This is a genomic window from Leeuwenhoekiella palythoae, assembly GCF_900130045.1.
Classification (GTDB): domain Bacteria; phylum Bacteroidota; class Bacteroidia; order Flavobacteriales; family Flavobacteriaceae; genus Leeuwenhoekiella; species Leeuwenhoekiella palythoae.
Window position 1 is genome coordinate 15,213 of record NZ_FQXT01000002.1, and the last position, 23,660, is coordinate 38,872.

General features: G+C 41.2%; 16 protein-coding genes and 1 tRNA gene. 7 read left to right on the forward strand and 10 right to left on the reverse strand.

Translation table 11 applies throughout. The annotated features are described in order from the left end of the window. Positions 1–78 precede the first annotated feature (78 nt). The 6 genes from BUA96_RS03575 (at position 79) to BUA96_RS03600 (ending at position 5,333) form a co-directional block, all read left to right on the forward strand. Positions 79–378 (forward strand): hypothetical protein, encoded by a 300-nt coding sequence (locus BUA96_RS03575; protein ID WP_072980526.1) that lies wholly within the window; start codon positions 79–81, stop codon positions 376–378. Between the two features lie 163 nt (positions 379–541). Beyond that, the gene (locus tag BUA96_RS03580) at positions 542–2,902 is read left to right on the forward strand and encodes a TonB-dependent receptor (RefSeq protein ID WP_072980528.1); all 2,361 of its coding nucleotides are present in this window, start codon (positions 542–544) and stop codon (positions 2,900–2,902) included. 42 nt (positions 2,903–2,944) lie between these two features. After that, on the forward strand, positions 2,945–3,721 hold the full coding sequence (locus BUA96_RS03585; RefSeq protein WP_072980530.1) for a DUF4625 domain-containing protein: 777 nt from the start codon (positions 2,945–2,947) through the stop codon (positions 3,719–3,721). Between the two features lie 137 nt (positions 3,722–3,858). After that, positions 3,859–4,335 carry a DUF4625 domain-containing protein gene (locus tag BUA96_RS03590; protein ID WP_072980532.1) on the forward strand — a complete coding sequence of 159 codons (477 nt, stop codon included), beginning with the start codon at positions 3,859–3,861 and terminating at the stop codon, positions 4,333–4,335. Between the two features lie 80 nt (positions 4,336–4,415). Next, the gene (locus tag BUA96_RS17240) at positions 4,416–4,574 is read left to right on the forward strand and encodes a hypothetical protein (protein WP_164916908.1); all 159 of its coding nucleotides are present in this window, start codon (positions 4,416–4,418) and stop codon (positions 4,572–4,574) included. 15 nt (positions 4,575–4,589) lie between these two features. Further along, complete coding sequence (locus BUA96_RS03600; protein ID WP_262490502.1) at positions 4,590–5,333, forward strand: DUF4625 domain-containing protein; 744 nt, start codon at positions 4,590–4,592, stop codon at positions 5,331–5,333. 175 nt (positions 5,334–5,508) lie between these two features. On the opposite strand, the gene BUA96_RS03605 is transcribed toward BUA96_RS03600, so the two are convergent. The 10 genes from BUA96_RS03605 to BUA96_RS03650 all read right to left on the reverse strand — a co-directional run bounded on the left by BUA96_RS03605 (position 5,509) and on the right by BUA96_RS03650 (position 22,581). After that, positions 5,509–7,314, reverse strand: coding sequence for a ribonucleoside-diphosphate reductase subunit alpha (locus BUA96_RS03605; protein ID WP_072980538.1), 1,806 nt, complete (start codon positions 7,312–7,314; stop codon positions 5,509–5,511). Between the two features lie 3 nt (positions 7,315–7,317). After that, positions 7,318–8,601, reverse strand: a complete 1,284-nt coding sequence (locus BUA96_RS03610) for a ribonucleotide-diphosphate reductase subunit beta (protein WP_072980540.1) — start codon at positions 8,599–8,601, stop codon at positions 7,318–7,320. A gap of 542 nt (positions 8,602–9,143) precedes the next feature. Then, on the reverse strand, positions 9,144–11,255 hold the full coding sequence (locus BUA96_RS03615) for a TIM-barrel domain-containing protein (RefSeq protein ID WP_072980541.1): 2,112 nt from the start codon (positions 11,253–11,255) through the stop codon (positions 9,144–9,146). Between the two features lie 10 nt (positions 11,256–11,265). Continuing rightward, positions 11,266–13,107, reverse strand: coding sequence for a glycoside hydrolase family 13 protein (locus tag BUA96_RS03620; RefSeq protein WP_072980543.1), 1,842 nt, complete (start codon positions 13,105–13,107; stop codon positions 11,266–11,268). 93 nt (positions 13,108–13,200) lie between these two features. After that, the gene (locus BUA96_RS03625) at positions 13,201–14,646 is read right to left on the reverse strand and encodes an alpha-amylase (RefSeq protein ID WP_072980549.1); all 1,446 of its coding nucleotides are present in this window, start codon (positions 14,644–14,646) and stop codon (positions 13,201–13,203) included. A 59-nt stretch (positions 14,647–14,705) separates the two neighbouring features. Next, positions 14,706–15,848 (reverse strand): SusE domain-containing protein, encoded by a 1,143-nt coding sequence (locus tag BUA96_RS03630; protein ID WP_072980551.1) that lies wholly within the window; start codon positions 15,846–15,848, stop codon positions 14,706–14,708. Positions 15,849–15,863: 15 nt separating this feature from the next. Further along, the gene (locus BUA96_RS03635) at positions 15,864–17,489 is read right to left on the reverse strand and encodes a RagB/SusD family nutrient uptake outer membrane protein (RefSeq protein WP_072980553.1); all 1,626 of its coding nucleotides are present in this window, start codon (positions 17,487–17,489) and stop codon (positions 15,864–15,866) included. 6 nt (positions 17,490–17,495) lie between these two features. Then, positions 17,496–20,423 (reverse strand): SusC/RagA family TonB-linked outer membrane protein, encoded by a 2,928-nt coding sequence (locus BUA96_RS03640; protein ID WP_128755649.1) that lies wholly within the window; start codon positions 20,421–20,423, stop codon positions 17,496–17,498. Positions 20,424–20,742: 319 nt separating this feature from the next. Next, on the reverse strand, positions 20,743–22,425 hold the full coding sequence (locus tag BUA96_RS03645; RefSeq protein WP_072980556.1) for a DUF6377 domain-containing protein: 1,683 nt from the start codon (positions 22,423–22,425) through the stop codon (positions 20,743–20,745). A 76-nt stretch (positions 22,426–22,501) separates the two neighbouring features. Then, positions 22,502–22,581, reverse strand: a tRNA-Leu gene (locus BUA96_RS03650). 133 nt (positions 22,582–22,714) lie between these two features. Here BUA96_RS03650 and BUA96_RS03655 point away from each other — a divergent pair. Next, on the forward strand, positions 22,715–23,656 hold the full coding sequence (locus tag BUA96_RS03655; protein WP_072980558.1) for a ribose-phosphate pyrophosphokinase: 942 nt from the start codon (positions 22,715–22,717) through the stop codon (positions 23,654–23,656). Positions 23,657–23,660: the final 4 nt, after the last annotated feature.

Below are 23,660 nucleotides of genomic sequence, written 5' to 3' on the forward strand. Positions count from 1 at the left end.
TTGCATAAAGTTGAGACGGAATTCCTATTTTTGCCGCGCTATCGCAGTATTTAGGTAGCATTGTGATTGTATCGCACTATGAACGCACGAATAAAACAGTACATCTCGCTTTTATTCCTAGCCTTTTTTCTTACTACGAAAATGGCCGGTCTTCACGTGCTTACTCACGAAGATACAGACGTAAAGGACGACTGTGCGATTTGTCACGTTTTGGTAACAGAGCATAAGACTGCTGTAATCTTACAAGAGCCTGAAGCATTTGTTCCTGATTCATTTTACCCGGAATATCAAGAAAAACAGCCTATTACTACTGCTGTTTTTTACCAAGGAACATCATATTCCTATCACCTATTTTCCCGGCCTCCACCGGCAGCATAATCTTATCCTCTTTTATTAGAATACGACCTCAAAAGCATAGCGCTCTTGTGGCTTGTCGTTAGGTATTGATTCCTATAGAACACTTGTATTGTATGAGAAGGATAACCCTCTGATTTCCCTATTTCCCTTTTCTAAGGAAGTTTAATCCTTATTCTTTTTACGCATGCTATTCAGACTACTGGTTGTATGTCTAAGTCTTGTACTTAGCACATATTCCTTTGCGCAGCAAACCTCGATCGTTAAAGGTTCTGTTGTAGATTCAGTTTCACTAAAGCCACTTTCCGGAGTTACCATTCTGGGCGAAAACACGTATGCCGTTACTGATGATTCGGGTGCCTTTCAACTGAAAAGTCCTAAAAATTCAACGGTTTTTGAAGTTTCGCATTTGGGTTATGCTTCCGCGAAATTCACACTTAACGCCAATCAAAGCACACCTTTAGTCATCAAACTCAAGCCTAGCAGTACCTCGCTAGACGAAGTTTCGGTACAAGGAAAGACCAGTTCGCGTATCGAGAAAGAATCGGCTACTGTTTCCGTATCCGTTGATGAAGAATTTCTTCACGCCAATCGCGAAAACAGCCTGATGCAAACCCTTAGAAAAATACCTGGCGTCAGCACGATGACCATTGGTTCGGGGCAATCTAAACCTACGATCAGGGGACTTGGATTTAATCGGGTAAGCGTGGTTCAAAACGGGATCAAGCACGAGGCACAACAATGGGGTAGCGATCACGGCCTTGAGATCGACCAATACGGCATACAAGATATTCGCATTATTAAAGGACCGGCTTCCTTGATGTACGGTTCTGATGCCATCGCCGGTGTGGTAGATATTCAGCCTTCAAAAGCACCTGCGATCAATTCGTTTGGCGGAGAAGTCAATGTTCTGGGTGAAACCAATAATGACCTTCTCGCAGTCTCAGCAGGAGTACAAGGCAGAAAAGAAAAATGGTATTATAGGGCGCGGCTTACCTATCGGGATTATGCCGACTTTAAAGTACCTACTGACCGTATTAATTATGAGAATTATGTCTTTGAGTTGTATGATAACGACTTGAGAAATACCGCCGGTCGAGAAGCTAACGGAAGTTTCAGTTTTGGGTATGTAAGCGACAATTTCAGGTCTGAAACCTTTGTAAGCAACGTCAATGCAAAAAACGGATTCTTCGCCAATGCGCACGGACTTGAAGTGCGTTCTTCAACCATTGATTATGACGCCTCAAATCGTGATATCGACCTGCCTTTTCATAAAGTAAATCACGTTAAAGTCACCAATAATACCACGATAAACCTGAATGAACACACCTTGCATTTTGACCTGGGTTATCAAAATAACCAGCGTGAAGAACATTCTGAGCCGGTGCCTCACGGTTATATGCCTACGCCGCCTAACAGTAGAGAACGCGTGTTTACAAAAAACACATATTCCCTAAATGCAAAAGATATTTTTAAAGTTGAAAATCATACCCTTTCTGCCGGAATCAATACCGAATTACAAAACAACAACATTGGCGGCTGGGGATTCTTGATTCCGGCGTATGACCGCTACACTGCCGGAGCTTATTTATTTGATCATTTTGAATTAACCGAAGACATTCACTTGCAAGGCGGGTTGCGGTTTGATGCGGGACGCGTAGCAACCCAAGCGCATTATGATTGGTACCGATCGCCACGGGACAATCCTGATGGGTCTACCTCAAACGTATATCTACAACGCGCCGAAAACAGAACCCTTGATTTTGGAAGTTTTAGCGGTTCGGTGGGCGTCAGTTACATTCGCGGGAACACCACCTATAAACTGAACGCCGGCAAGAGCTTTAGAATGCCGCTCGCGCACGAACTCGCTTCAGATGGGGTGAATTATCATATGTATCGCTACGAGCGCGGAAATCTTGATCTGGACCCGGAGGCTTCGTATCAACTAGACGCCGAAGTTACCCATACTGCCGGCAGATTCAATTTTGGGGTTAGTCCGTTTCTCAACTACTTTGAAAATTACATCTACCTCAACCCAACTTCAAGTTATGTTGAAACGCTTCAGGTGTATGAATACACACAGGCTGAAGTATTCCGGACCGGTGGTGAAGTAACCGCAGGAATGCAGGTCTCTCAAGATTTTCGTTTAGACGCTTCCGCAGAATATGTGTATTCAAGACAAACGAGCGGACCAAAAGAAGGATTCACCATACCGTTCTCTCCCCCGTTGATCGGGATGCTTTCCGCAAATTATAATCTGGGCAATTGGAGCCTTTTTAAAGACGTGAATCTTAATGCCGACTTGCGTGTTGCGGCAGCGCAAACAGATATAGTACCCCCCGAAGAAATCACAGCAGGTTACCAAATGCTCAACCTCGCGGTGATGAGCAAACTCAACCTGTTTAACAATCAAAACCCCACGTTGTTGCGCGTAAAACTCAACAATGTGTTCAATACAGAATATTATGATCATACCAGCTTCTACAGGCTCATCGACGTGCCGGAAGCCGGAAGGAACCTATCGGTTTCGTTAACCCTGCCTTTTTAAACTCTTTTATTAATTAATCAATAAACACTAAATCTAAATTTTATGAAACTAAACATGAAACACTTAGCACTATTTGTACTTGCGGGTATTACTTTAAGCTCGTGTAGTGATGATGACACAGATGTCATTGTAGAAGAAGCTCCTCTCATCTCAAATTTTGAGTTTGGAGAAGGAAGCACGCACGGCGATGAGCAGGTAGCTTACAAAGGTTCTGACATTCATTTGGAAGCAGAGATCGTTGCAGAAGCTACTGTAAGCAGTATTACCTTAGACATTCACGCACACGATCTAGAAGTTGGTGAAGGCGAAGAAGAATGGCATTTTGAGCAAGAATTTACAGATGAAAGCTATCTGGTAATCAACCCTACTTTTCACGAGCACGTAGATGTTCCTGCGACAGCTCCGGCGGGAGAATACCACATCACACTGACTGTTACTGATACTAACGGAAACAGCACAGAAGTTGAAGGTCACATTCAAGTATTAGATCCTGTTACTACCAGCAACCTTTCAATTGATGAAAGCGTAGCGCGCGGTTCTGATTTTCATGCTGAATTTTTGATCGAAGCGGTACACGGAGTACACAACATCACCGTTGACATTCACGCGCACGGACTCACCGTAGGAGAAGGTGAAGCAGAATGGGATTTTGAGCAAATTTTTGAAGAAGGTTACCACGGGGAAACTTCAGTAGAATTCCACGAGCATATTGATGTTCCCGCTACTGCGCCAGTAGGTGAATACCACATGGTTATCACTATTGAAGATGAAGAGGGTAACATCTCTGAAATTGACACGCATCTTGACGTGACTGCCTAAACTGCATTAAAACTAAATGCCTGCAAAGCGCAGGCATTTAGTTTTTAATCGCTTTTGTGGCTTTGAGCCACACATAGCATTACCCTGAGCTTATGCTCAGTAAACCTTACTCAATCGTTGAGAAAAAATGAATTTTTATGAAAAGAATAGCTTTAATAACACTCGTTTTTGGCAGTCTTTTTATCGCATCGTGTTCGTCAGATAGTGATTCGGTTAGAGATGAAGAACGCCCAACCATTACAGTAGACTACAGTGCCGGTTTTCCGCAAGGTTGCGAAACCCTACAGCGCGGCGAGACCTACACCTTTACTGCAAGAGTAACAGACAATCTCGCACTGGCTTCATACAGTCTTGATTTACATCACAACTTTGATCATCACACACATGACGACCAAGCGGCTACTTGCGATCTGGAACCCGTAAAAACGGCAGTAAACCCGTTGATCTACATGGAAAACTTCAGTTTAGATAACAGGCCTACGGAATATGAAATTCAAATTGAAGTGAGCATCCCTGAAGATATTGACACCGGCGATTACCACTGCGCATATTCTGTTACCGATGAAACCGGATGGCAAAGCAGGACCTCCATAGATATTAAAATAACAGATTAGCATCAACAAAAATGAAGATTATAAATCAACACTTTATAACGAGAATTACCCTGTTCCTTTTTTCAGCTTTTTTTAGCCTGATGATTACCTCGTGTAGTGAGGACGAAACTAATATAGAAGGTCCTAAACCAGAGCCTACCATTTCAGATATTGAAGTTGGTCTTCACAATAATGAAATTGGTGTTGTTGGCGGTGATTTCCATTTTAATGCCGAAGTTTTAGCAGGCGACCTTCTTTAAGCTGTTAGAATAAACATTGTACAAAAGAATGAGGAAACCTATGAAGATGAGTGGACGCTTGAAGTGATTTTTACTGAAAGAATCGCAGGATTAAAGAACGCAACGCTACATCGACATTTTGACATTCCTGAAGAGGCTCCTAAAGGGCTCTACGATTTTAAAATTACCGTTGAGGATATGAACGGGACGAGTCTGGAGGAAACAAGGAAGATCAGCTTGATTGACATTGAAGACTATCTTGATGTTTTCCCACACGTAAGCGCTTTTGGAGTAGACAAAATTGACATCGATGGAAAAGGAGGCTTCAATAACTTCTATAACAACGGGGAGTTTAGAAACACTGAAAACCCCTCATTTAGAAAGGATGAATCTATCTGGGCATCAGTTCAAATTGGTAATATAAAAGGCGATGGAATCATGTATGGTTTATTGATCAAAAAGAGTTTTGATCACAAACCCGAAACGGTAGAAGACATAGATTTTTCGAAAGCCATTGTTACTGATTTAAAACAACACTCAGACTATGATGAAATCAGAGCCTTTCAAAGTAGTTATAATACAAACTTCAATAATCATTATATGTATGGCGCTGCGTACAAAATAGGTGCTGACGCAGATAATAACTTACCAAATTCTAATCTCGTAACGGGAAATAAGGCCTGGGAGAATGGCACGTATTACTACGGTTATGTTTACACAAATACGACTTATAATCTAAGCACATTTAAGTATATAGAATTTGAGATTACTGGTTTTTAGGCAGATAAAACAAGATAGCAAAGCCTAAACCTCCACTTATATTAAGATCGTCGAGTAAATTTAATGTTTTGAGCTCGTCATCATTAGGTTTTTCTATTCAGTTACGGTATAAAACACTCAAAGATTTAAATAAAAAAACCCGCCAATTGGCGGGTTTTTTAGTTGCTTCAATTAGTTAAGCTTCACAGCTTACACACTCTTTTTTCTGCTTAAACTTCTGCGCAGCATTCATACTGTGCTGATAGTAAAGCGACTTCAAACCTAATTTCCAGGCGGTGATATGAATTTTATTGATCTCCTTAATAGGCATATCAGGATGCACTAAAAGGTTTATTGATTGTCCTTGATCAATATGGTTTTGTCTGTTTGCAGCTTGATAAATGATCGCCATCTGATCGATCTCTGCATAGGTTTTAAATACGTCTTTTTCCTGCTCCGTTAAGAATTCAAGATGCTGAACGCTACCGTCGTTATCACGTACGCTTCTCCACACTTCTGGAGTATTCATACCTTTTTCTTCAAAAAGCTCTTCTAAAAATGGATTTTTGATGGTCGTCTTGATCTTAGCGATATCTTTTACATAAACATTAGACCAGATCGGCTCGATACCTTGAGAAACCTGTCCTAAAATAAATGCTGAAGAAGTAGTAGGTGCAATTGCATTAAGCGTTGCGTTACGTCTTCCGTAGCCTTTTAAAACTTCTGGCTCACCAAATTTCTCTGCAAGCTCTTCTGAAGCTTTATAGGAACGTTGCTTGATCTCTCTAAAGATCTCACTGTTCAGGTCGTAAGCTTCCTGGCTGTCAAACGCGTGTCTCTTAGACTGAAGTAACGAGTGCCATCCTAATACTCCTAGACCTAAAGCTCTGTTTGATTTTGCGAAGTTATACGCACGCTCCATAAACATAAAAGTCTGGCGGTGGTCGCGATTGTCTGAATCACGATACTCTTCAAGCTTGTCAATAAATTCGGTAAGTACTGCATCAAGGAAGCACACCATAGTTTCTACAGCATCTGTATTCTTCCACTTATCATAATGCAATACGTTAATTGAAGAAAGTACACATACAAAAGACCACTCGTCACTAGAAGGTAACATGATCTCAGTACACAGGTTACTTGCATAGATATCGTGCCCTTTATCTTTATAAACATCCGGTTTTCCGTTGTTCGCATTATCAGTATAGAAAATATACGGATAACCCATCTCACCACGACGCTGTAATACTTTGGCCCAAACCTCACGTTTATCTGTATCTCCATCGATCATCTCCTGCATCCACGTGCTATCTACAGTAACCCCGTGCGTCAATTGCTGAATCGAGTTCCCTTCGGTACCAATCTCTAAGAATTCTTTGATATCCGGGTGACTGATTGGTAAGTAAGGAGAGAATCTACCACGACGCACAGAACCTTGACTCACTACATCAACCATCTTATCAAACAGTTGCATAATGTGTACTGCTCCACTTGCATAACCATTGTTCTTCACCGCAGCACCACGATGACGTATTTTCCCAAAATACCCAGAAGTACCACCACCAAGTTTTGACATCATACCCACCTCAGACTGTGTGTATAGAATGTTACCCATATCATCATCGATATGCGACCCAAAACAACTGATAGGAAGACCACGCTTTTTACCAAAGTTTGACCAAACCGGAGAAGCCAATGAGAAATAGCCTTCGCCCATATATTTGTAGAACTTATCAGAAAAGCCTGGCATTTCTAAAATCTCTTCAGCACGATCTGCAATCTCACGTATACGCTCTTCTGCGCTCACCCCTTCAGAAAGGTAACCTGCCGCTAAAAAGCTACGGCTGTGCTCTGTAAGCCATTTAAATGATCCTTCTGTTTCTTCGGTCTTTTCGGTAGCATCGTGCAATGCGTCACGACGCGCCTTTAAAAGATCGCTTTCTTTTGAAGGTTGAACTTGGGTCTCTGTTGTGTTTTGGAAATCTGTAGTGTTTTCTCTCATGGCTTAAAATAAATCGTCACTGGTTATACTTTGTGTTCTTTTGCTATAATTGATCGAGCGTTTTACGAAGAAATCGCCGTGCTTGGTTCCTATAATTTCATCATCAAACCATTCGGTTTCCTGAAGTAATGCTTCATCGATATCAAAAAGTTTATCAAGACCGATGGCTTCAAGTGATTTATTGAATCTGTTTTTAACAAACTCATTGATCACTGCTTTTGGTAAGAAGTCTAGTTCGCCTTTTTCAAAAATCCAATCTACCACTTTGCTTTCTGCCTCAAATGATCTCAAGCACATGTCCTTGATCAAGTTGTTGTGGTCTTCATCAAACCACTCTGGATTTTCTTTCTTAATGATGTTGATGATATCTACACCAAAATCTCCGTGAATCTGCTCTTCTTTTGAAGTTGCTTCTACTGCATTTGAAATTCCCTTAAGCATATTTTTATGCTTGTTGAACGCCATAATGATCAAGAATTGAGAGAACAGCGACACGTGCTCGATAAACAAAGCAAAAAGCAAAATAGACTCTGTGTATTCTCTATCATCATCACTTTTAGCGTGCTTGAGCGAAGTCTCTAAATAATGCACACGCTTCATGATTACCGGCTTCTTCTTAAGTTCTTTGAACTCTTCGTTAAGACCTAAAATCTCAAGCAGGTGTGAATAGGCATCGTGATGTCTAACTTCACTTTCTGCAAAGGTCGCCCCTACAGCCGCGATCTCAGGTTTTGGTAAACGATGGTGAACATCACCCCAGAAGGTTTTCACTGCAACTTCGATCTGAGAAATAGCAAGCATCGTGTTTTTGATCGCGTTGCGCTCTACTTCGCTTAGACCGGTTTTAAAATCTTGGATATCGCTGGTGAAATTAAATTCAGTATGAATCCAATACGAGTGTCTGATCGCGGCAACATATTCATTCAGCTCTGGGTACTCGTATGGTTTAAGGTTAATGCGCTTCTCAAAAATATTGGTTTTGCGCTCTATCGCACGCTTGTTACGGTAGATGATATACGCTTTAGCCACATCATGAAATTCACTGCTCATCAGCTTTTCTTCAACCATATCCTGCACTTGCTCTACCGTTGGGATATAGTCTGCTTCACTGTCTTTATTGATCAACAAAGCCTCATACACCTGCATTGAGATCAATTTAGCATCTTGCTCAGACCCGTGTCCTAAAGCTGCCATCGCATTGCTTATCGCATTCGTAATTTTTTCTAATACAAAAGGTGCCGTGCTGTAATCCCTTTTGATAATTTTTTTAATCTCTTGTGAACTCATGATATCTCCTTAAAATGTCTATTGAAACGCTTATATCGTAAAAATTGAAGTCAAAAATCCTCACGTCAGCACCGACTAAAAAGCCGACACCCGTCTTAAAAACAGGCAACTAAAAAATTGAGTGTGAGTATCTTTTAACTACTTGTAAAGTTTAAATTTTGTTCAATACAATTTGAAGTGTGGCTCAAAAGGTTTTCAACGATTTATCAACGATTCTTTTGAAAACTTTTTAAAATACTGAACAACAGAAACTTAAGCGCCTAATTTGTAAATGTTAAGATTTAAAATTCAAGCACTTTTACAGTCCAAAAAACCGAAGATTTTTAGCTCTCAGAACTGTTAAAAAATCGGTCAGCAAGTGATTTTTTAGGCTTTGACAAGCCATGAATTTTTCAAAAATTAAAACAGAATAGCCAAGGGGCATTTTTTTTACAAAAATTGATTTTTAGATTTATGACCCGGTCTATTTTTCAACATAAAAATCAAAGCATAAAAAAAGCTTCCCTAATGAGAAGCTTCTTGATTTAGATCTAATTCAAAAATTAATTCAATCTAATGGTGTCGCCAGATTGCCATTCAGAATACTTTACAGCTCCGTCTTGCACTAAAGCGATCTTAAACTTACGATCCAGCTTACGAGAACCTTCAGTTTGCTCAATATGTACTTCAACCTGACCATCAACTGTGGTAGCTTCAAAATCTAATATAGAATAATCGCCTGATTGATACCCGTAACCTTCTCCTGCATCATCATAAAGACTTCCTGAAGCTTTTCCTTCGGCATTTAGATTAATAAATAAGGTGATTTCTGAAGTGCTGTAATCTACGGTACTTTGAATTACAGGACCCACGGGAAGAATTGCCCCGTCTCTCAATTTAACGGTAGCCTGATATTTATCTGTGTTTTCTTCGAGCGTAAGATCTTGCCAGTCTCCCTGAGGCATCTTAAGATCTTCTGCCCATTGCGGAATAACCATCAAATCTTCCCCTAAAAGGAAACTCTGCTGCTCCCCTCTCAAAGAAGTATCGGTGATGTCTGCAAAAAATGCAGGACGCATAATGGGCATTCCGGTTTGAGAAGCCTCGTGAAATAAAGTATATAAATACGGCAATAGGCGGTATCTGCGATTGATCGCTGTACGTGATACCTGCTCAATTTCTTCACCAAAAGCCCAAGGCTCTTGCGCTTCGGTCTCGTTTGAGGTGTGATTTCTACTGAAAGGATAATACGCACCTAAAGCGATCCAATTGGCAAAAACTTCAGGGGTTGGACTCTTAGTAAATCCACCAATATCGGGACCGTTAAAAGGCTGACCGCTCAAACTTAAATTGATAGACATTGGGATAGACATTTTAAGGTTTTCCCAAGTAGAAGAGTTATCTCCTGTCCACGTAGCTGCATAGCGCTGCCCACCTAAAAAGTTGGCTCTTGAAAGCACAAAAGGTCTTTTTTCTGGGTTTACTGCCATAATTCCTTCACGGCTGGAGCGTACCATTAAAAGTCCGTATACATTATGATAACGTAAGTGTTTATCCATAGGTAAAGCGCCACCGCCTCGATGCAAGTTGCTATCTGGCATAGAACCCCCCGGGCCGTCAAAAACCGCCGGCTCATTCATATCGTTCCAAACGCCGTCAATACCTAAATTCATAAAATCGGTATACAACGACGCCCACCATTTTTGCGTGCGTGGCTGGGTATAATCTGGAAAAGCAACCTGACCCGGCCAAACTTCGCCATTAAATTCTTTTCCACCGGCAGTCTGTACCCAATGATCACCGGCTGTACCTTGCTGATAAATCGTATATAACGAGTCCTGTTTTACCCCGGGATCGATCATATAGACTGATTTAAAATCTTTGTCGTGCAGGTAATCATTTAAGCCTTTAGGATCAGGAAAACCTTCTTTATCAAAGGTAAATACTCTGAAACCGTCCATATAATCAATATCCATCCAGATCACATCTGCCGGGATTTTACGCGCTCTAAACTCATCTGCCAACTCTTTTACACTAGTATCAGGATAATAAGAATAACGAGATTGCTGATAGCCCAAAGCCCAGAGTGGCGGCATCGCAATCGTTCCTGTAAGTTCCCCTAAAGCTTTCATCACTTCTTGAGGCGAATCTTTCTCGATCACTAAAACTCTAAAGGTAGGCCCTTCACTTATGAAAGTCACTTTATCGTCGAGAACGATCTGCTGGCGCCAACTGTGATCTGCTAAAATACCAAATGAGGTTCCGTCTTTGCGAACGCCCAAAACCCAAGGATGCGCTTGATACAATTGCTTTCCTTCAAATTTTCCGTATTCATAATTGTCGGTATTCCATAGGGTAACATCGGTTCCATTACGACGCAAGTCACCCAATACTTCTCCGGTTCCGTAGAGATCTACGTGTTCCGGAAACATAAATTGCACGGCATTTTTACCTTCTATTTGCAAAAACTGCGGCTTCACAGCCCAATTGGCAGGAAGCGGTTTTTCTTGTGATACATCTTGCGTAACCGCTAAAGACGGTAGGGTTTTATAGGCCTTAAAATCTTTTGGGTAAAAGATCGCAACATCAGGTTGAACAAGGCTTGAGGTTTGCGCTACTGAAAGCTGAAAACTCACAAAAAGCAGCGCAAGAAATAACATGCTGTTTTTTCTCATTGTATATATTCTAATTTAGTTGAATGATCAAGGGTGTTTTTGCTGAAACTTCGAGCGTTTCCTCCAGTTTGATACTACGGCCAGAAAGAATCTCGAAACCGTTGCCGGCGTCCGGTAAGACTTCACGGAAACGTCCTAAGTCTAAAGTTTGATCGCTTGAGCTGTTGTTAAGCACGACCATAATTTTTTCATCTCCAAGAATCCTGAAATACACGTACACATCATTTTCAGGAATAAATTGCGTCAAAGATCCTTGATGAACGGCTTTGGCGGTTTTACGCCAATTCATTAGTTTTTTAGTAAAGCTGAAAAAAGCCTCCTGCTGCTGGGTTCTGGATGCTGCTTCAAAGGCATTCTGCGCATCATCTTTCCAGCCTCCCGGAAAATCTCTACGAATATCCCCATCACCTTTTCCTTTATCGCCACGCATACCTATTTCAGAGCCGTAATACAACTGCGGAATGCCGCGTGTGGTTGCGATCAAGGCAAGTCCCAACTTATAATTGTCGAGGTTTTGGTCATAGATCTCATTAAATCTCCCGGTGTCGTGATTCTCTAAAAAGACTAAAAGATTGTTGATATCCGGATATAAAAAGTCGTTTACAAAGTTGTTATAGGCTTTCATCATCCCGGTATCCCAACCCGCACCTTCAGAAAACATTGAGGTGAGGCCGTCGTGCAGCGTGAAATCCATCACCGAGGGTAAGTGGGTATTGTAATTTTGAATGGCACCTATTTTACTATCCTTTTGCCAATAAGCGATTTGCGCCTGATCATGTAACCAGACCTCTCCAACAATATTGAAATTGGGGTACTCATCCATAATGGCTTTGGTCCATTTTGAAATTCCTTCTTTATCATTATAGCTGTAGGTATCTACTCGAAATCCGTCAAGATTGGCATACTCGATCCACCAGATTGCATTTTGAATTAAGTATTGCAACACCAATGGATTCTTCTGATTGAGATCTGGCATCGTTTTTACAAACCAGCCATCTACACAATAATGCTGATCACGCTCTGCCGCGTGCATATCGTATTGCGTTTCCATGCGGTAATTAGATTGGGCGTAACCGGGAAACTGATTGATCCAATCATAGGTAGGCAAATCTTTGATCATCCAGTGTTCTGCGCCCCAATGATTGGTCACATAATCCATCACCAGCTTCATCTCGCGTTTATGCAGTTCGTCTGCGAGATTTCTATAGTCTGCATTGGTTCCGTAGCGCGGATCTATTTTATATACATCACTTTGCGCATAAGTATGATACGAATATCCCGGGTCGTTATCTTCAAGCAAAGGCGTGCTCCAAATAGTAGTCACCCCTAAATCTTCGAGATAGTCTAAATGATCTGTAATCCCCTGTAAATCGCCGCCGTGTCTACCGCCGCTTGCTTCACGATCATAGGTATCGGTTAATCCTTCAACAGAATCATTATCCGGATTCCCGTTAGCAAAGCGATCGGGCATTAATAAATACATCGCATCGCTGCTGTCATAACCTTGGCGCTGTGCCGAACCTGCTTCGCGCTTTTTTAATTCATAAGTTCGTGTAAACGACTTTTTCCCTTTTTTACTGAAGTTAAACTGAAACGTTCCCGCCTGAAGTCCATCGGTTTCGATAGTGACAAAAAGGTAATTGGGATTTTCGGTTTTTGTCACCCCCGTGATGAGCACCTCATCTTCGGTGGAAACATCGTAGGCTGCGATATTTTCTCCGTAAAAAAGAATTTGCACTTCAGAAGTTTCCATATCGGCCCACCAGTACGGTGGCTCTACCCGATCTATTTGCGCGCACAACGGAGCGCTAAACAGAAACAAAAAGAGCATTGAATTAAAAAAAAGTTTCATAGGAATTGAATTAAAAAAACAGCCGAATATTTTAGGGGATAATATCCGGCTGAAGGATTTCTTCTTGTACTCACATACGCTGTATTAAAGCGTTTACTCTTCCATCACAGACCAGATCGCGTAACCGTTAGCCGGAGCTTCCAGCTGGGTGCTTCCATCTTCGGCTGTCGCCGGATAGTAAGTTGAATTTTCTGTGTAATCCATCAATTGACGGCTACTCCATCCCGTGTTTATAGTACGGCGCTTAGTACTTGTATTGGTCGTGATATAAATGATAAGACCGGGATTAGCGTCGGTTCCTTTTCGCTTTGCGATATATTCATCCTCATCGGTATAAAGTACTTCTAGGTCTCCAACAGCAAGCGAATTGTGAATACTCACTAACTTATCCAATTGTGCTTTAAAAGCTTCGTTTTGATAATCTGAATAAAACAAGGTAGGATACCCGGGATGCGTCATAATAAATGCATACGCCTTGAGTTTGTTTTCGCGCTCAATGTAGTTATCGATGTTCCCGTCTTTTTCGGTATCGTGATTTGCGGTAAAAGTCACTGCCTTGTCAGGATGCGTTTGCCAAACCTGATCTCTGGTCAAATAGGTCAAATCGCTGTAACGATCAAACGCCTGCTCCATACGGTAAAAGGCTGCAAAATCAAATGCACCACTTCCTGTAGCTTCAATATGCTCGCGAATAAGATCAGGATCGCCGTCCCATAATTCGCTCACAGAAAAACCACCAACTTCCGCCAAGAAATCTTTGATCACAAATGACTCGAATCCTAAAACATAGTCAAATCTCCAGCCGTCAAAGCCCATCACATTCTTATAATATTTTGCTACGGAATTCTCATCTTTCCACAACCAGTTTTGCACGCGCTCTCTGTGATGATCCAGATTGGTCTCCGCGTAAAACAAGCTGCCCGGATCGTAATTACTCACACTATTTGGATAAAAATCTTCGTAATTTCTGTTGAACATACCCGAAGCATTCCCGTGTGTTTCATCAAAAAGACTATATGTATCATAACCGCGATACGGATTGTACTCTAAGCCACCACCCGAATTGTGATTCAACACGATATCTGCGATCACTTCGATATTGTTATCGTGTGCGGTAGCGATAAGGTTCTCCAGATCAGTACGTGTCCCGAAGCGTGTTGCCACCGTACCGTGCTGCTCATAATCACCAAAATCAAAATAATCTGAAACATCATACCCCATAGAGTATCCACCTGATTGACCTTTGGTCGCCGGCGGTAACCAGATACGATTGACTCCGGCTGCACTCCAATCTTCTAACTGAGAAGAAATCGTGTTCCACCATTCAAAACGCGGTTCTACATCCCAGTAAAACGCTTGCATCATCACGCGGCTTCCATTATCATACTCGGCTAAATTAAGCGCTTGATACGCTACCGGATCCGGGGTTTCCTGACCTTCCTCTGCCTCTACCGCTGCATCATCGTCTGATGAACAGCTTATGCTGATAGCAAGCAACAGCAAAAGCAGAAACGGATATTTAAAAAAATACTGTTTCATAGTTATAAGATTTTCAAAACAAGCTGATGCCTAAAAACAGCATCAGCTCGTATGGGTGATTAATTTTTAGTAATCGAGTACTTGTATTGTCTAGGATTGCTCAAATCAAGCGTGATGGTATAATTTCCATCTTCCGGAATACCGATGTTCTGACCACCAAACTCCATTGTTCCGTCTGCATCGTTATCACCTATATTTAAGTCCCAAGCATCATTTGCTCTGAATTTGATACCGTTATCAGGAGCTTCTTGCTCGGTAAGATCTAAGGTAAGTGACCAGATTTTTGTAGCAGGATCGTAAACCATATCGGTATCGCTGTCCCATCCTGTTGGTGTTGCGTTACCAATGATTCCCCAGCTGGTTTTAGTCATCGCATAGGTTAATGCTTCGGTATCTACATTGATCAAGTAATAGCCGCCGGTTCCGTCAGGAGTTCCTGCATTTACTTCACCTTCTTGCTCGATAGTTCCTGAAAAGTCACCGTTATTTTCACCGGTATCTCCGTAATCCCCGTCAAAACTTTCGTTAGTAGGTAAGAATTTAAGTTCAGGAGTATCTGAGTTTACAAAAACGAAACCTTCATAATCTGTGTTTCCTTCAGCAGAAGCGGCAAGCGGAACTGCATCAGCAGGAGTCCAGTCTGAACCATAACCACCTCCAGTTAAGAAGTTACCCACCACAAAGATTTGAGGCAATTGAATCTCCTCCTCTTCTTCAGCTTCCGGAAGGGTTACTGAAATCGCTAGCGCATCAGAAAATTGTTCTACCACATTTCCTGCATCAGCACCTACATAAGCACGCACTCTAAAGTAGATCATCCCGGTGTTAGGTTCAGGAGTAAGCGGATCGTTATCCAAACCGGCTTCACGCGCTAAACTCAACATATTACCTACCGTTACCGGAAGATTGGTTTGTGTACCTACACCAATAACAGAAAAAGTCTCAAAGCTCTCAGTTGTAGCACCCTGAATCTCATAATTCACCGGAGTTTGTACACCAAAGTCTACTTCATTCCATACAAAACGTTCTGCTAAATTATCTGAACTAGAAGCCATCAAATTATAAGTTTCTAGTGTTGAGTTTGTAAAAACTACCCCCTCAGGATCTGGCTTTGCGGTAAATGTAAAACCGTCATCATCTGTACAAGCTGTAAAGTTTAAAGCTGCAATAAGCGCAATAAAAACAAGTGTTAAATTTTTCATCGTTTCTTTTATGTATTAGTACCCCGGATTTTGAGTAAGGTTGGTGTTAATCAATATTATATTACTTGGCAACGGAAATAAGTTTCTAAACTCATCTACCGCCGTTCCTGAACGCGAACCGCCTTTAAATGGCCATAGATAATTGCCAGTAGTAAAATCGTTAAAGCGAATTAAATCTGTTCTGCGCTGTCCTTCCCAGTACAGTTCGCGAGCGCGCTCATCAAGAATAAAATCTAATGTCAATGCCGCACTTGTGATGTTTCCACTAGTATTGCCATAGGCACGTGCTCTCAGCTCATTGATGTATCCTGCAGCGGTATTCACATCACCTCCTGCACCGCCTCTAAGCACGGCTTCTGCATAGGTAAGGTAGATTTCCGCAAGGCGAATGATAGGCAAATCAGTATCTACAAAATCCCCACCGGTATCGCTTCCGGCAGCGCCGTTAGAATCAATATTGGTGAATTTTGTTACCGCATAGCCATCGGTAAACTGGTTAGCAATGGTGTTGATTTCAAAACTCTGCCCGTCTGTATAGAACATCGCACGCGAGTCTGCCCAAGCGGTAGGATTGCCGTCAGCATCACTTTCGGTCACTGAAGCATCAAATTTATTTACCAAAGCTTTGGTCGTACGTAGACCGCTCCAGCCGCCATTCACACCAAAGTTGAATGCGTCCATAGAGCCACCAATTGCAGCGTGAACTAAAAAGGTGGTTCCACCGTAGGTACGTGAATTGTTTCCGTCAAAATTGAGAGCGAAAATAAATTCGTTTTGTGCTCCGTTTGAATTGTTATCAGCTAAGAAAAGTTCGTCGTAGGCTGAGCCATTTCCGTTAGCATCTGTTGTGTTGATGCTGTAGCTTGAGTTGATCGCCATTTCAGCATATGTAATCGCATCAGTATACCGTTCTGTTCCCGTCCAAACTTGAGCATTCAAATACAATTTAGAAAGCAACGCCCAGGCAGCAACACGGTCTACACGCCCATATTCATTAGCTCCGCTTTCTTTTAACAGATCTTGAATTTCAAGGAGTTCACCTTCAACAAAATTGAAAATTTCAGAACGCGTACTTTGCTCAGGTAGATCTGTAGAAACTACAGTCACTAATGGCACATCGCCAAACAGATCCATCAAATTGAAATACGCAAAAGCTCTTAGAAAACGCGCTTCGGCGATGTATGCCTCAACCTCAGCATTATCGTTTAACAGCTGTGCATTTTCAATAAACGAATTGGTAAACGAAACCTCTTGCGCCAGACGGTAATACATACCGGTAGTAAAGTCGTTACCCGCACCCCAGTTCATTGCGTGCAAATTAGGCAAACCGGGGTCTCCCCAACCTACCACCGCATTGTCTGTGGTTAATTCATTTAAACTGAATAATAATCTCGAGTATTGTGAAGTACCTTCATCAATACCTGTAATATCGGCTTGTCCTGCAGGCCCTTGCTGACCGGTTAGCGCAAGACTGGCATATAATTTTGCCAAAGCTCCTTTTGCTTCGTCAGCATTTGCAAACACGTTAGTTTCAGTAAAACTATCTGGATCAATGGGTGTCTGATCTAAATCATCGTGACACGCAATGAGCAAAAGCGTAGGAATAAGAAGCGCTATTTTTTTAATGTAATTCATTTTCATAGTTTTTTAGAAATTTAGATTTACACCAAATGTGAAAATTCGTGGTCTTGGGTAGAAGTTGTTATCGATACCTCCGCTTATTTCAGGATCTAATCCGTCATATTCGGTGATGATCAACACGTTTTGCGCAGAACCATACAGTCTCAACGAAGCATCGTCAAATAACTGCGGAAACGTGTACCCAAGAGTTATGTTATCAAGTTTAAAGAACGAGGCATTTTGCACATAGTAATCACTCTGCAAACTAGACTCTGTAATGGTCTGAAAACCTGTATTGAAATAATCTCTGTGTAAATTGGTAAGAATGCTGTTTTCGGTAGCACGTACTTCATACGATCTGCTCGAAGCCATATTGTTGTATGCATAATTTCCTAAGCTCGCACGCGTTACGATCGCCAAATCCCAGCTCTTGTAGTTAAGGTTTGTATTAAGCCCCATTGTAACATCTGCAAACGGATCTTTATACAAGTAGCGATCTTCATCATTGATCTGGCTATCACCGTTGCGGTCTACAAAAGCACCCTCAATAGGACGACCATTATCATCATACACTTGCTTGTAAACCCAGTAGCTAAACGGAGTATACCCTTCTTTGTGAAGTTGCACGGTATTACCGGTTCCTCCTGAAATCCCACCTACTTCAACTTGATCAGGAAGGTTGGTGATTTCGTTATCGTTATAAGCAACGTTATAGCCTATTCTCCAAGTAAAATCTTCAGTTTGAACAGGAGTTACGTTCAGTTCAAACTCGATACCCTTATTCTCCATATCTCCAATATTCTTGTTGATCTTATTAGAGAAATTGGTAAATGGATCTACCGTTACAAAACTGATCAGATCTTCGGTTTTCTTAAGATAAGCGTTTAACGAACCCGTTACACGGTTGTTGAATAAGGCATAATCAATACCTGCGTTAAAGGTCTTACCTACTTCCCAACGCAAATCTTCATTGTATGCATCTGGACGGTAGGTTTGATAATAAGTATCTCCAAACTGATAGTTGGCATTTGATCTACTTCCGGTATAATTGGTCAAGAAAAGATAATCTCCAAGACCGTTTACGTTAGCGATCTCACCATAACCTACGCGTAATTTCAGCTGGTTGATGGTTTCAGAATTGAAGAAATCCTCATTGTTGATATTCCAAGCTACTGCAAATGATGGGAAATATCCCCAGCGATCATCCGGATTCAACTTAGAAGAGGCATCCGCACGCATCGTAGCGGTTAATAAATAGCGGTCGTCATAGTTATAGTTTGCACGACCAAAATAAGAAAGCAAGGTGCTTCTCCATTTATCAATAAATTCGGCATCATTACCTTCTTCTTGTGCTTCGCTATCAAAGCTGTAGTTATCGTACTCAAAACTTTGGTAAGAATACCCGGCAACAGCATTTAACGAACTCTTCCCAAAATCTTTGTCGTACGTCAAGTAAGCATCAAAAAGTTGGTTAGTCGCCCTGTTGATGTAATTAGAATATGAACCATTCCAATCTAATTGCGAAGAAGGCATATTTTCTGAAACAATAGTTCTTCCGTGGCTATTGGTTTTATCTAGACCAATGTTAACCGTAGCAGTGATATCTGAGAAAAAATGCAGTTTATAATCGATTTTAGCATTTCCTATAAACCTTCTGATCTCTGCAGAATCGTCCTTTTCATTGATCAACGCGATTGGGTTTGTGGGGGAAAGGCTATTCTGAATAAAGCGATCTGCTTCAGCATTATAAATATACCAACCGTTGTAGTTTGAAAATGGTGAATCTGCACTATAGATAGGTTTTGTAGGATCGTAATCTACCGAAGCTCCAATCGCATCACGATTGGCAAATTCGTTTTCGGTGTACATTCCGCGGGCGTTGATTTCAGCCTTTAAATAACCGTCAAGCACACTAGGTCTTAAACTTACCGAACCTGTAGTTCTGGTAAAGTTATCACCACGTAAAACCCCATCCTGATTGGTATATCCTAATGAGGCACGTACCGGCATAAAATTACCTACATTCCCGGTGGTGCTGATGTTGTGCTCTGCACCCATCGCCTCAGTATAGATCTCTTCTTGCCAGTTTATAGAAGCGTTTCCTAAACGCGCTCTCGCCGCATCATTACCTACTCTGTTCACCAGCGTTCTAAACTCATCGCCATTCATCACATCTACATAATTTGTAGGTCTGTACACCGTAGTTGCGCCGCTATAGTTGAATTTGAATTCGGTTCCTTTTCCTTTTTTGGTTGTGATCAAAATCACCCCGTTTGCTGCTCGCGAACCGTAAATCGCCGTAGAAGATGCATCTTTAAGCACGGTCATACTTTCAATATCCGCCGGGTTGATAAAATCTAACGGGTTACGCGATCCACCCACATTGCTGTTATCTAACGGAATCCCGTCAACAACATACAAAGGCGAACTGTTTAAAGAAATCGAACCAATACCTCGAATATTGATGTTCTGCCCCTCACCAGGTGCTCCACCTCCTGAGGTTACTGTAACCCCGGCAATTTTACCGGTGATCAACTGCCCTGCAGTGTTCACCTGACCTTTATTAAAATCTTCGGTAGACACCTGATTTACCGCACCGGTCGCATCTTTTTTGGTCACGCTACCATAACCAATTACCACGACTTCATCTAGGCTGGTCTGGTTTTCTTCTAACGCGACATTTACTGTGGCTTGCCCGGTATACGTGATTTGTTGCTCGGTAAAGCCCAAAAACGAAAACAACAAAACATCACCTTCATTCACGTTGTTGATGGTGTAGTTTCCGTCAAAATCTGTAGTAGTACCATTGCTGGTACCCTGTACAATGATATTTGCTCCGGGAATAGACATTCCTGTTGCCTTCTCGGTCACTACTCCCGTTACTGAGTTTTGCGCAAAGAGTGCGACAGGAACCATAAAGAGCAAAAACCTTAAGCTTTTGAAAAGTTCTCTCATAAAATTTACATTCATTAAATAGTTGCTAATGCTTGTTTCTGTTTTAAGACCCATTTTTTTGAAAACGTTTGCGTCAAGCGGAATGACTTATTACGAAATCGTATTCTTAAAATGAATCTAAAAGTTAATTGTGTATCAGATTAGGTCAATAATCCACATACAGAGCAAATTTGAAGATTTTAGATGCTGATATTACGTGAAGAAAATTTTATATAGAAAATAAAAGCAGAATATCAACTATAAAAAACTGAATATTAAATAATTGTAATTTAATCTTAGCATTTTTTATATAGAAATTATATAGTAAAATTACCGAATTTTATTGCTTGATTCGGGTTTTTTCGAGCAACATTTGATCAAAATCCTTCTTATCTAAAAATGATTTATTCCTAATTTTAGTCTTGTATGCGTAGATCGAATTAACAGAATACCCTAAAATCTGGGCTATAATTTCATTATGCTTAATCCCGAGACGAATCAGTGCGAAGATGCGAAGCTCTTTATTTAACAATTGGTCTTTTTTCAACTTGATTTGCTCTTCCGGTTTGAGCAACGCATTGAATTCTGCAATGAAATTGGGAAAGAGTTTTATAAACGCTTCATCAAAACTTTCAAGCAATTTTTTCTTTTCCTTCTTCAAGTCATAAACCGTGGTCAAATATTTAATGCGCTCTAAATTATTAGACTTTAGGTTGCGCTCAATCCCGGTCTTGAATTCTTTGAACTTCTCAAAAATATCAGCATCCTGTGTAAAGAAAAAACCGATGTATTCCTCTTTAATCGTATTTGCTTCCAGCAAAAGATCATTAACCCGATTGAGTTCTTCATTTTGAGAGTGTACCGTCTCATTAACCTCTACAATGCGATCGTTTTTGACTTGCAGATCATTGTGCGCCACGAGCAGCGCCTTTCTAGCACGTTTAAGTCGACGTAGTTGTACGTAGGTAATTATAGCCAAAGCCAGCAACACCACCAGTAGAATACTCAACATGATATTTTGCTTAGATAACCTCGCGCGCTGCGTTTCGACCTGATTAATAATTTGCTCTTCGATATTGGGCAAAATGGCGCCTACGCGTATTTTACGTTGCTGTGCGCCATAAGCTTCAGCATCTGCGTTGGCTTTTTTAATAAATACAGAGGCTAGCTTAACATCACCTTTTTTAAATAAAAATTCAGCCAACTGAATCATCGACAGGTTTTCTTTAGCCGAAGACTTTATATCTGCTATAGAAGATTGAGCAAGGTGCTTTATAGCCAGTTCCTCTGCCCCCATTTGCACGTAAATATCTCCTAAAACCGAATTGACCACCGCTTGTGATCTCAGGTCATCCCGCATAGCTAACGACGGCTTTAGATCTTTAAGCGCTTCTTCAAGATTTCCGTATTTAAAATTTAAGTAGCCGCGTAGCATAATGAAATCCCACGTATCAGGAACTGCCAGTTCTAAAGATTTCTGATGATAGTCTTTAGCGCGCTTACGGTAAAGATCAGAGTAATAGGAAATGGTACTGTAGTCTGCCATATCACTGTAACAGCGCCCTAACAAACCATTTAAGGAAAAACGAATGTCTTTGGGAATATCCTCAAGATCAGCATCATTTAAGTAAGCCAGCGCTTCACTAAACATTCCTGCGGAAACACAAACATTGGCCAGATCTAGTGTCGTTTCGGCGATTAAACGTTCATCGCCCAACTGCTCAGCAAGAAGCTTAGATTGTATTGCATACTTAAAAGCCGAATCTTGCTTGAAAATTCGGTATTCAAAAAAAAGAGCTCTGTTTAAATCAAATTGCTGCTGTACCGAAGCACCATCAAGTGCATAGAGTTGTTTTGACAAGTCATTGATGCGCTCCACTTTAATACGATCGTAGGCTTCAGATTGCTCAATGGTTTGCAGCAGCTCGTCTAAAACATCATTTTTTTGAGCAAAGATTTCACCGCAAAACAAGACCAAGCAAAAACTAAAAATAAGTGCAGTATGTTTTGTCGTGAAATTCATATGTTATTTTGATGCGCTTAGAAGCTAAATATAATCAAAACTAAAAAAGCCTTTAAGCAATGCTTAAAGGCTTTTGTACCCCGGGTGGGAATCGAACCCACACTCCTAAGAACTGGGTTTTGAATCCAGCGCGTCTACCAATTCCGCCACCGAGGCATTAATGGACCGCAAAAGTAATAAAATTTCTCAATCTTCGATCAAATAAATAGCAAATAAATACTTAGAAGCCAATTTAATTTATACTTTTGCAGCCTCTTATACTTTTAGCAAATCTAAACATAAGATAACCATGTCATTATCAGCCCCTGATGCGAAAATTTTTCCCTGCACACAAAGCCGGGATTTAGCCGAAAAAATAGCGAAGGCTTACGGGCAACCGCTGGGCAAGATAATCACATCAACCTATAGTGACGGCGAGTTTCAGCCTTCTTTTGAAGAGTCTATTCGCGGTTCACGCGTTTTTATTATTGGTTCTACAATGCCAAGCAGTGAAAACCTGATGGAAATGTTGCTTATGTTAGACGCTGCAAAACGCGCTTCGGCACGTCATATTACAGCAGTATTACCGTATTTTGGTTGGGCACGTCAAGATCGTAAAGACAAACCTCGCGTTCCTATCGCAGCAAAGTTGGTGGCTAACTTGTTAGAGACGGCAGGTGCAACCCGGATCATTACGATGGACTTGCACGCTGATCAAATTCAGGGATTCTTTGAGCGTCCGGTAGATCACTTATTTGCTTCAACAGTGTTCTTACCGTATTTAGAGTCGCTTAATTTGCCAAACTTAACAATCGCATCGCCAGATATGGGTGGTTCTAAAAGAGCTTACGCCTATTCTAAAGCTTTAGATTGTGATGTGGTTATCTGTTACAAGCAGCGCGAGAAGGCAAACGTAATAAGTCATATGGAACTTATTGGGGATGTAAAAGGGCGCAATGTGATTCTTGCAGATGATATGGTAGATACTGCCGGAACCTTAACTAAAGCTGCAGACCTAATGATGGAACGCGGCGCGCTTAGCGTGAGAGCAATATGTACACACGCACTGTTAAGTGGTAATGCTTATGAGCGTCTTGAAAACAGTAAACTTCAAGAACTTATAGTTACAGACAGTATTCCGCCAAAACAGGAAAGCAGCAAAGTGCGTATTTTAAGTTGCGCCGAATTGTTTGCCGATGTAATGCATCGTGTTCACAGTAACACATCGATTGCATCAAAATTTTTAATGTAATTTA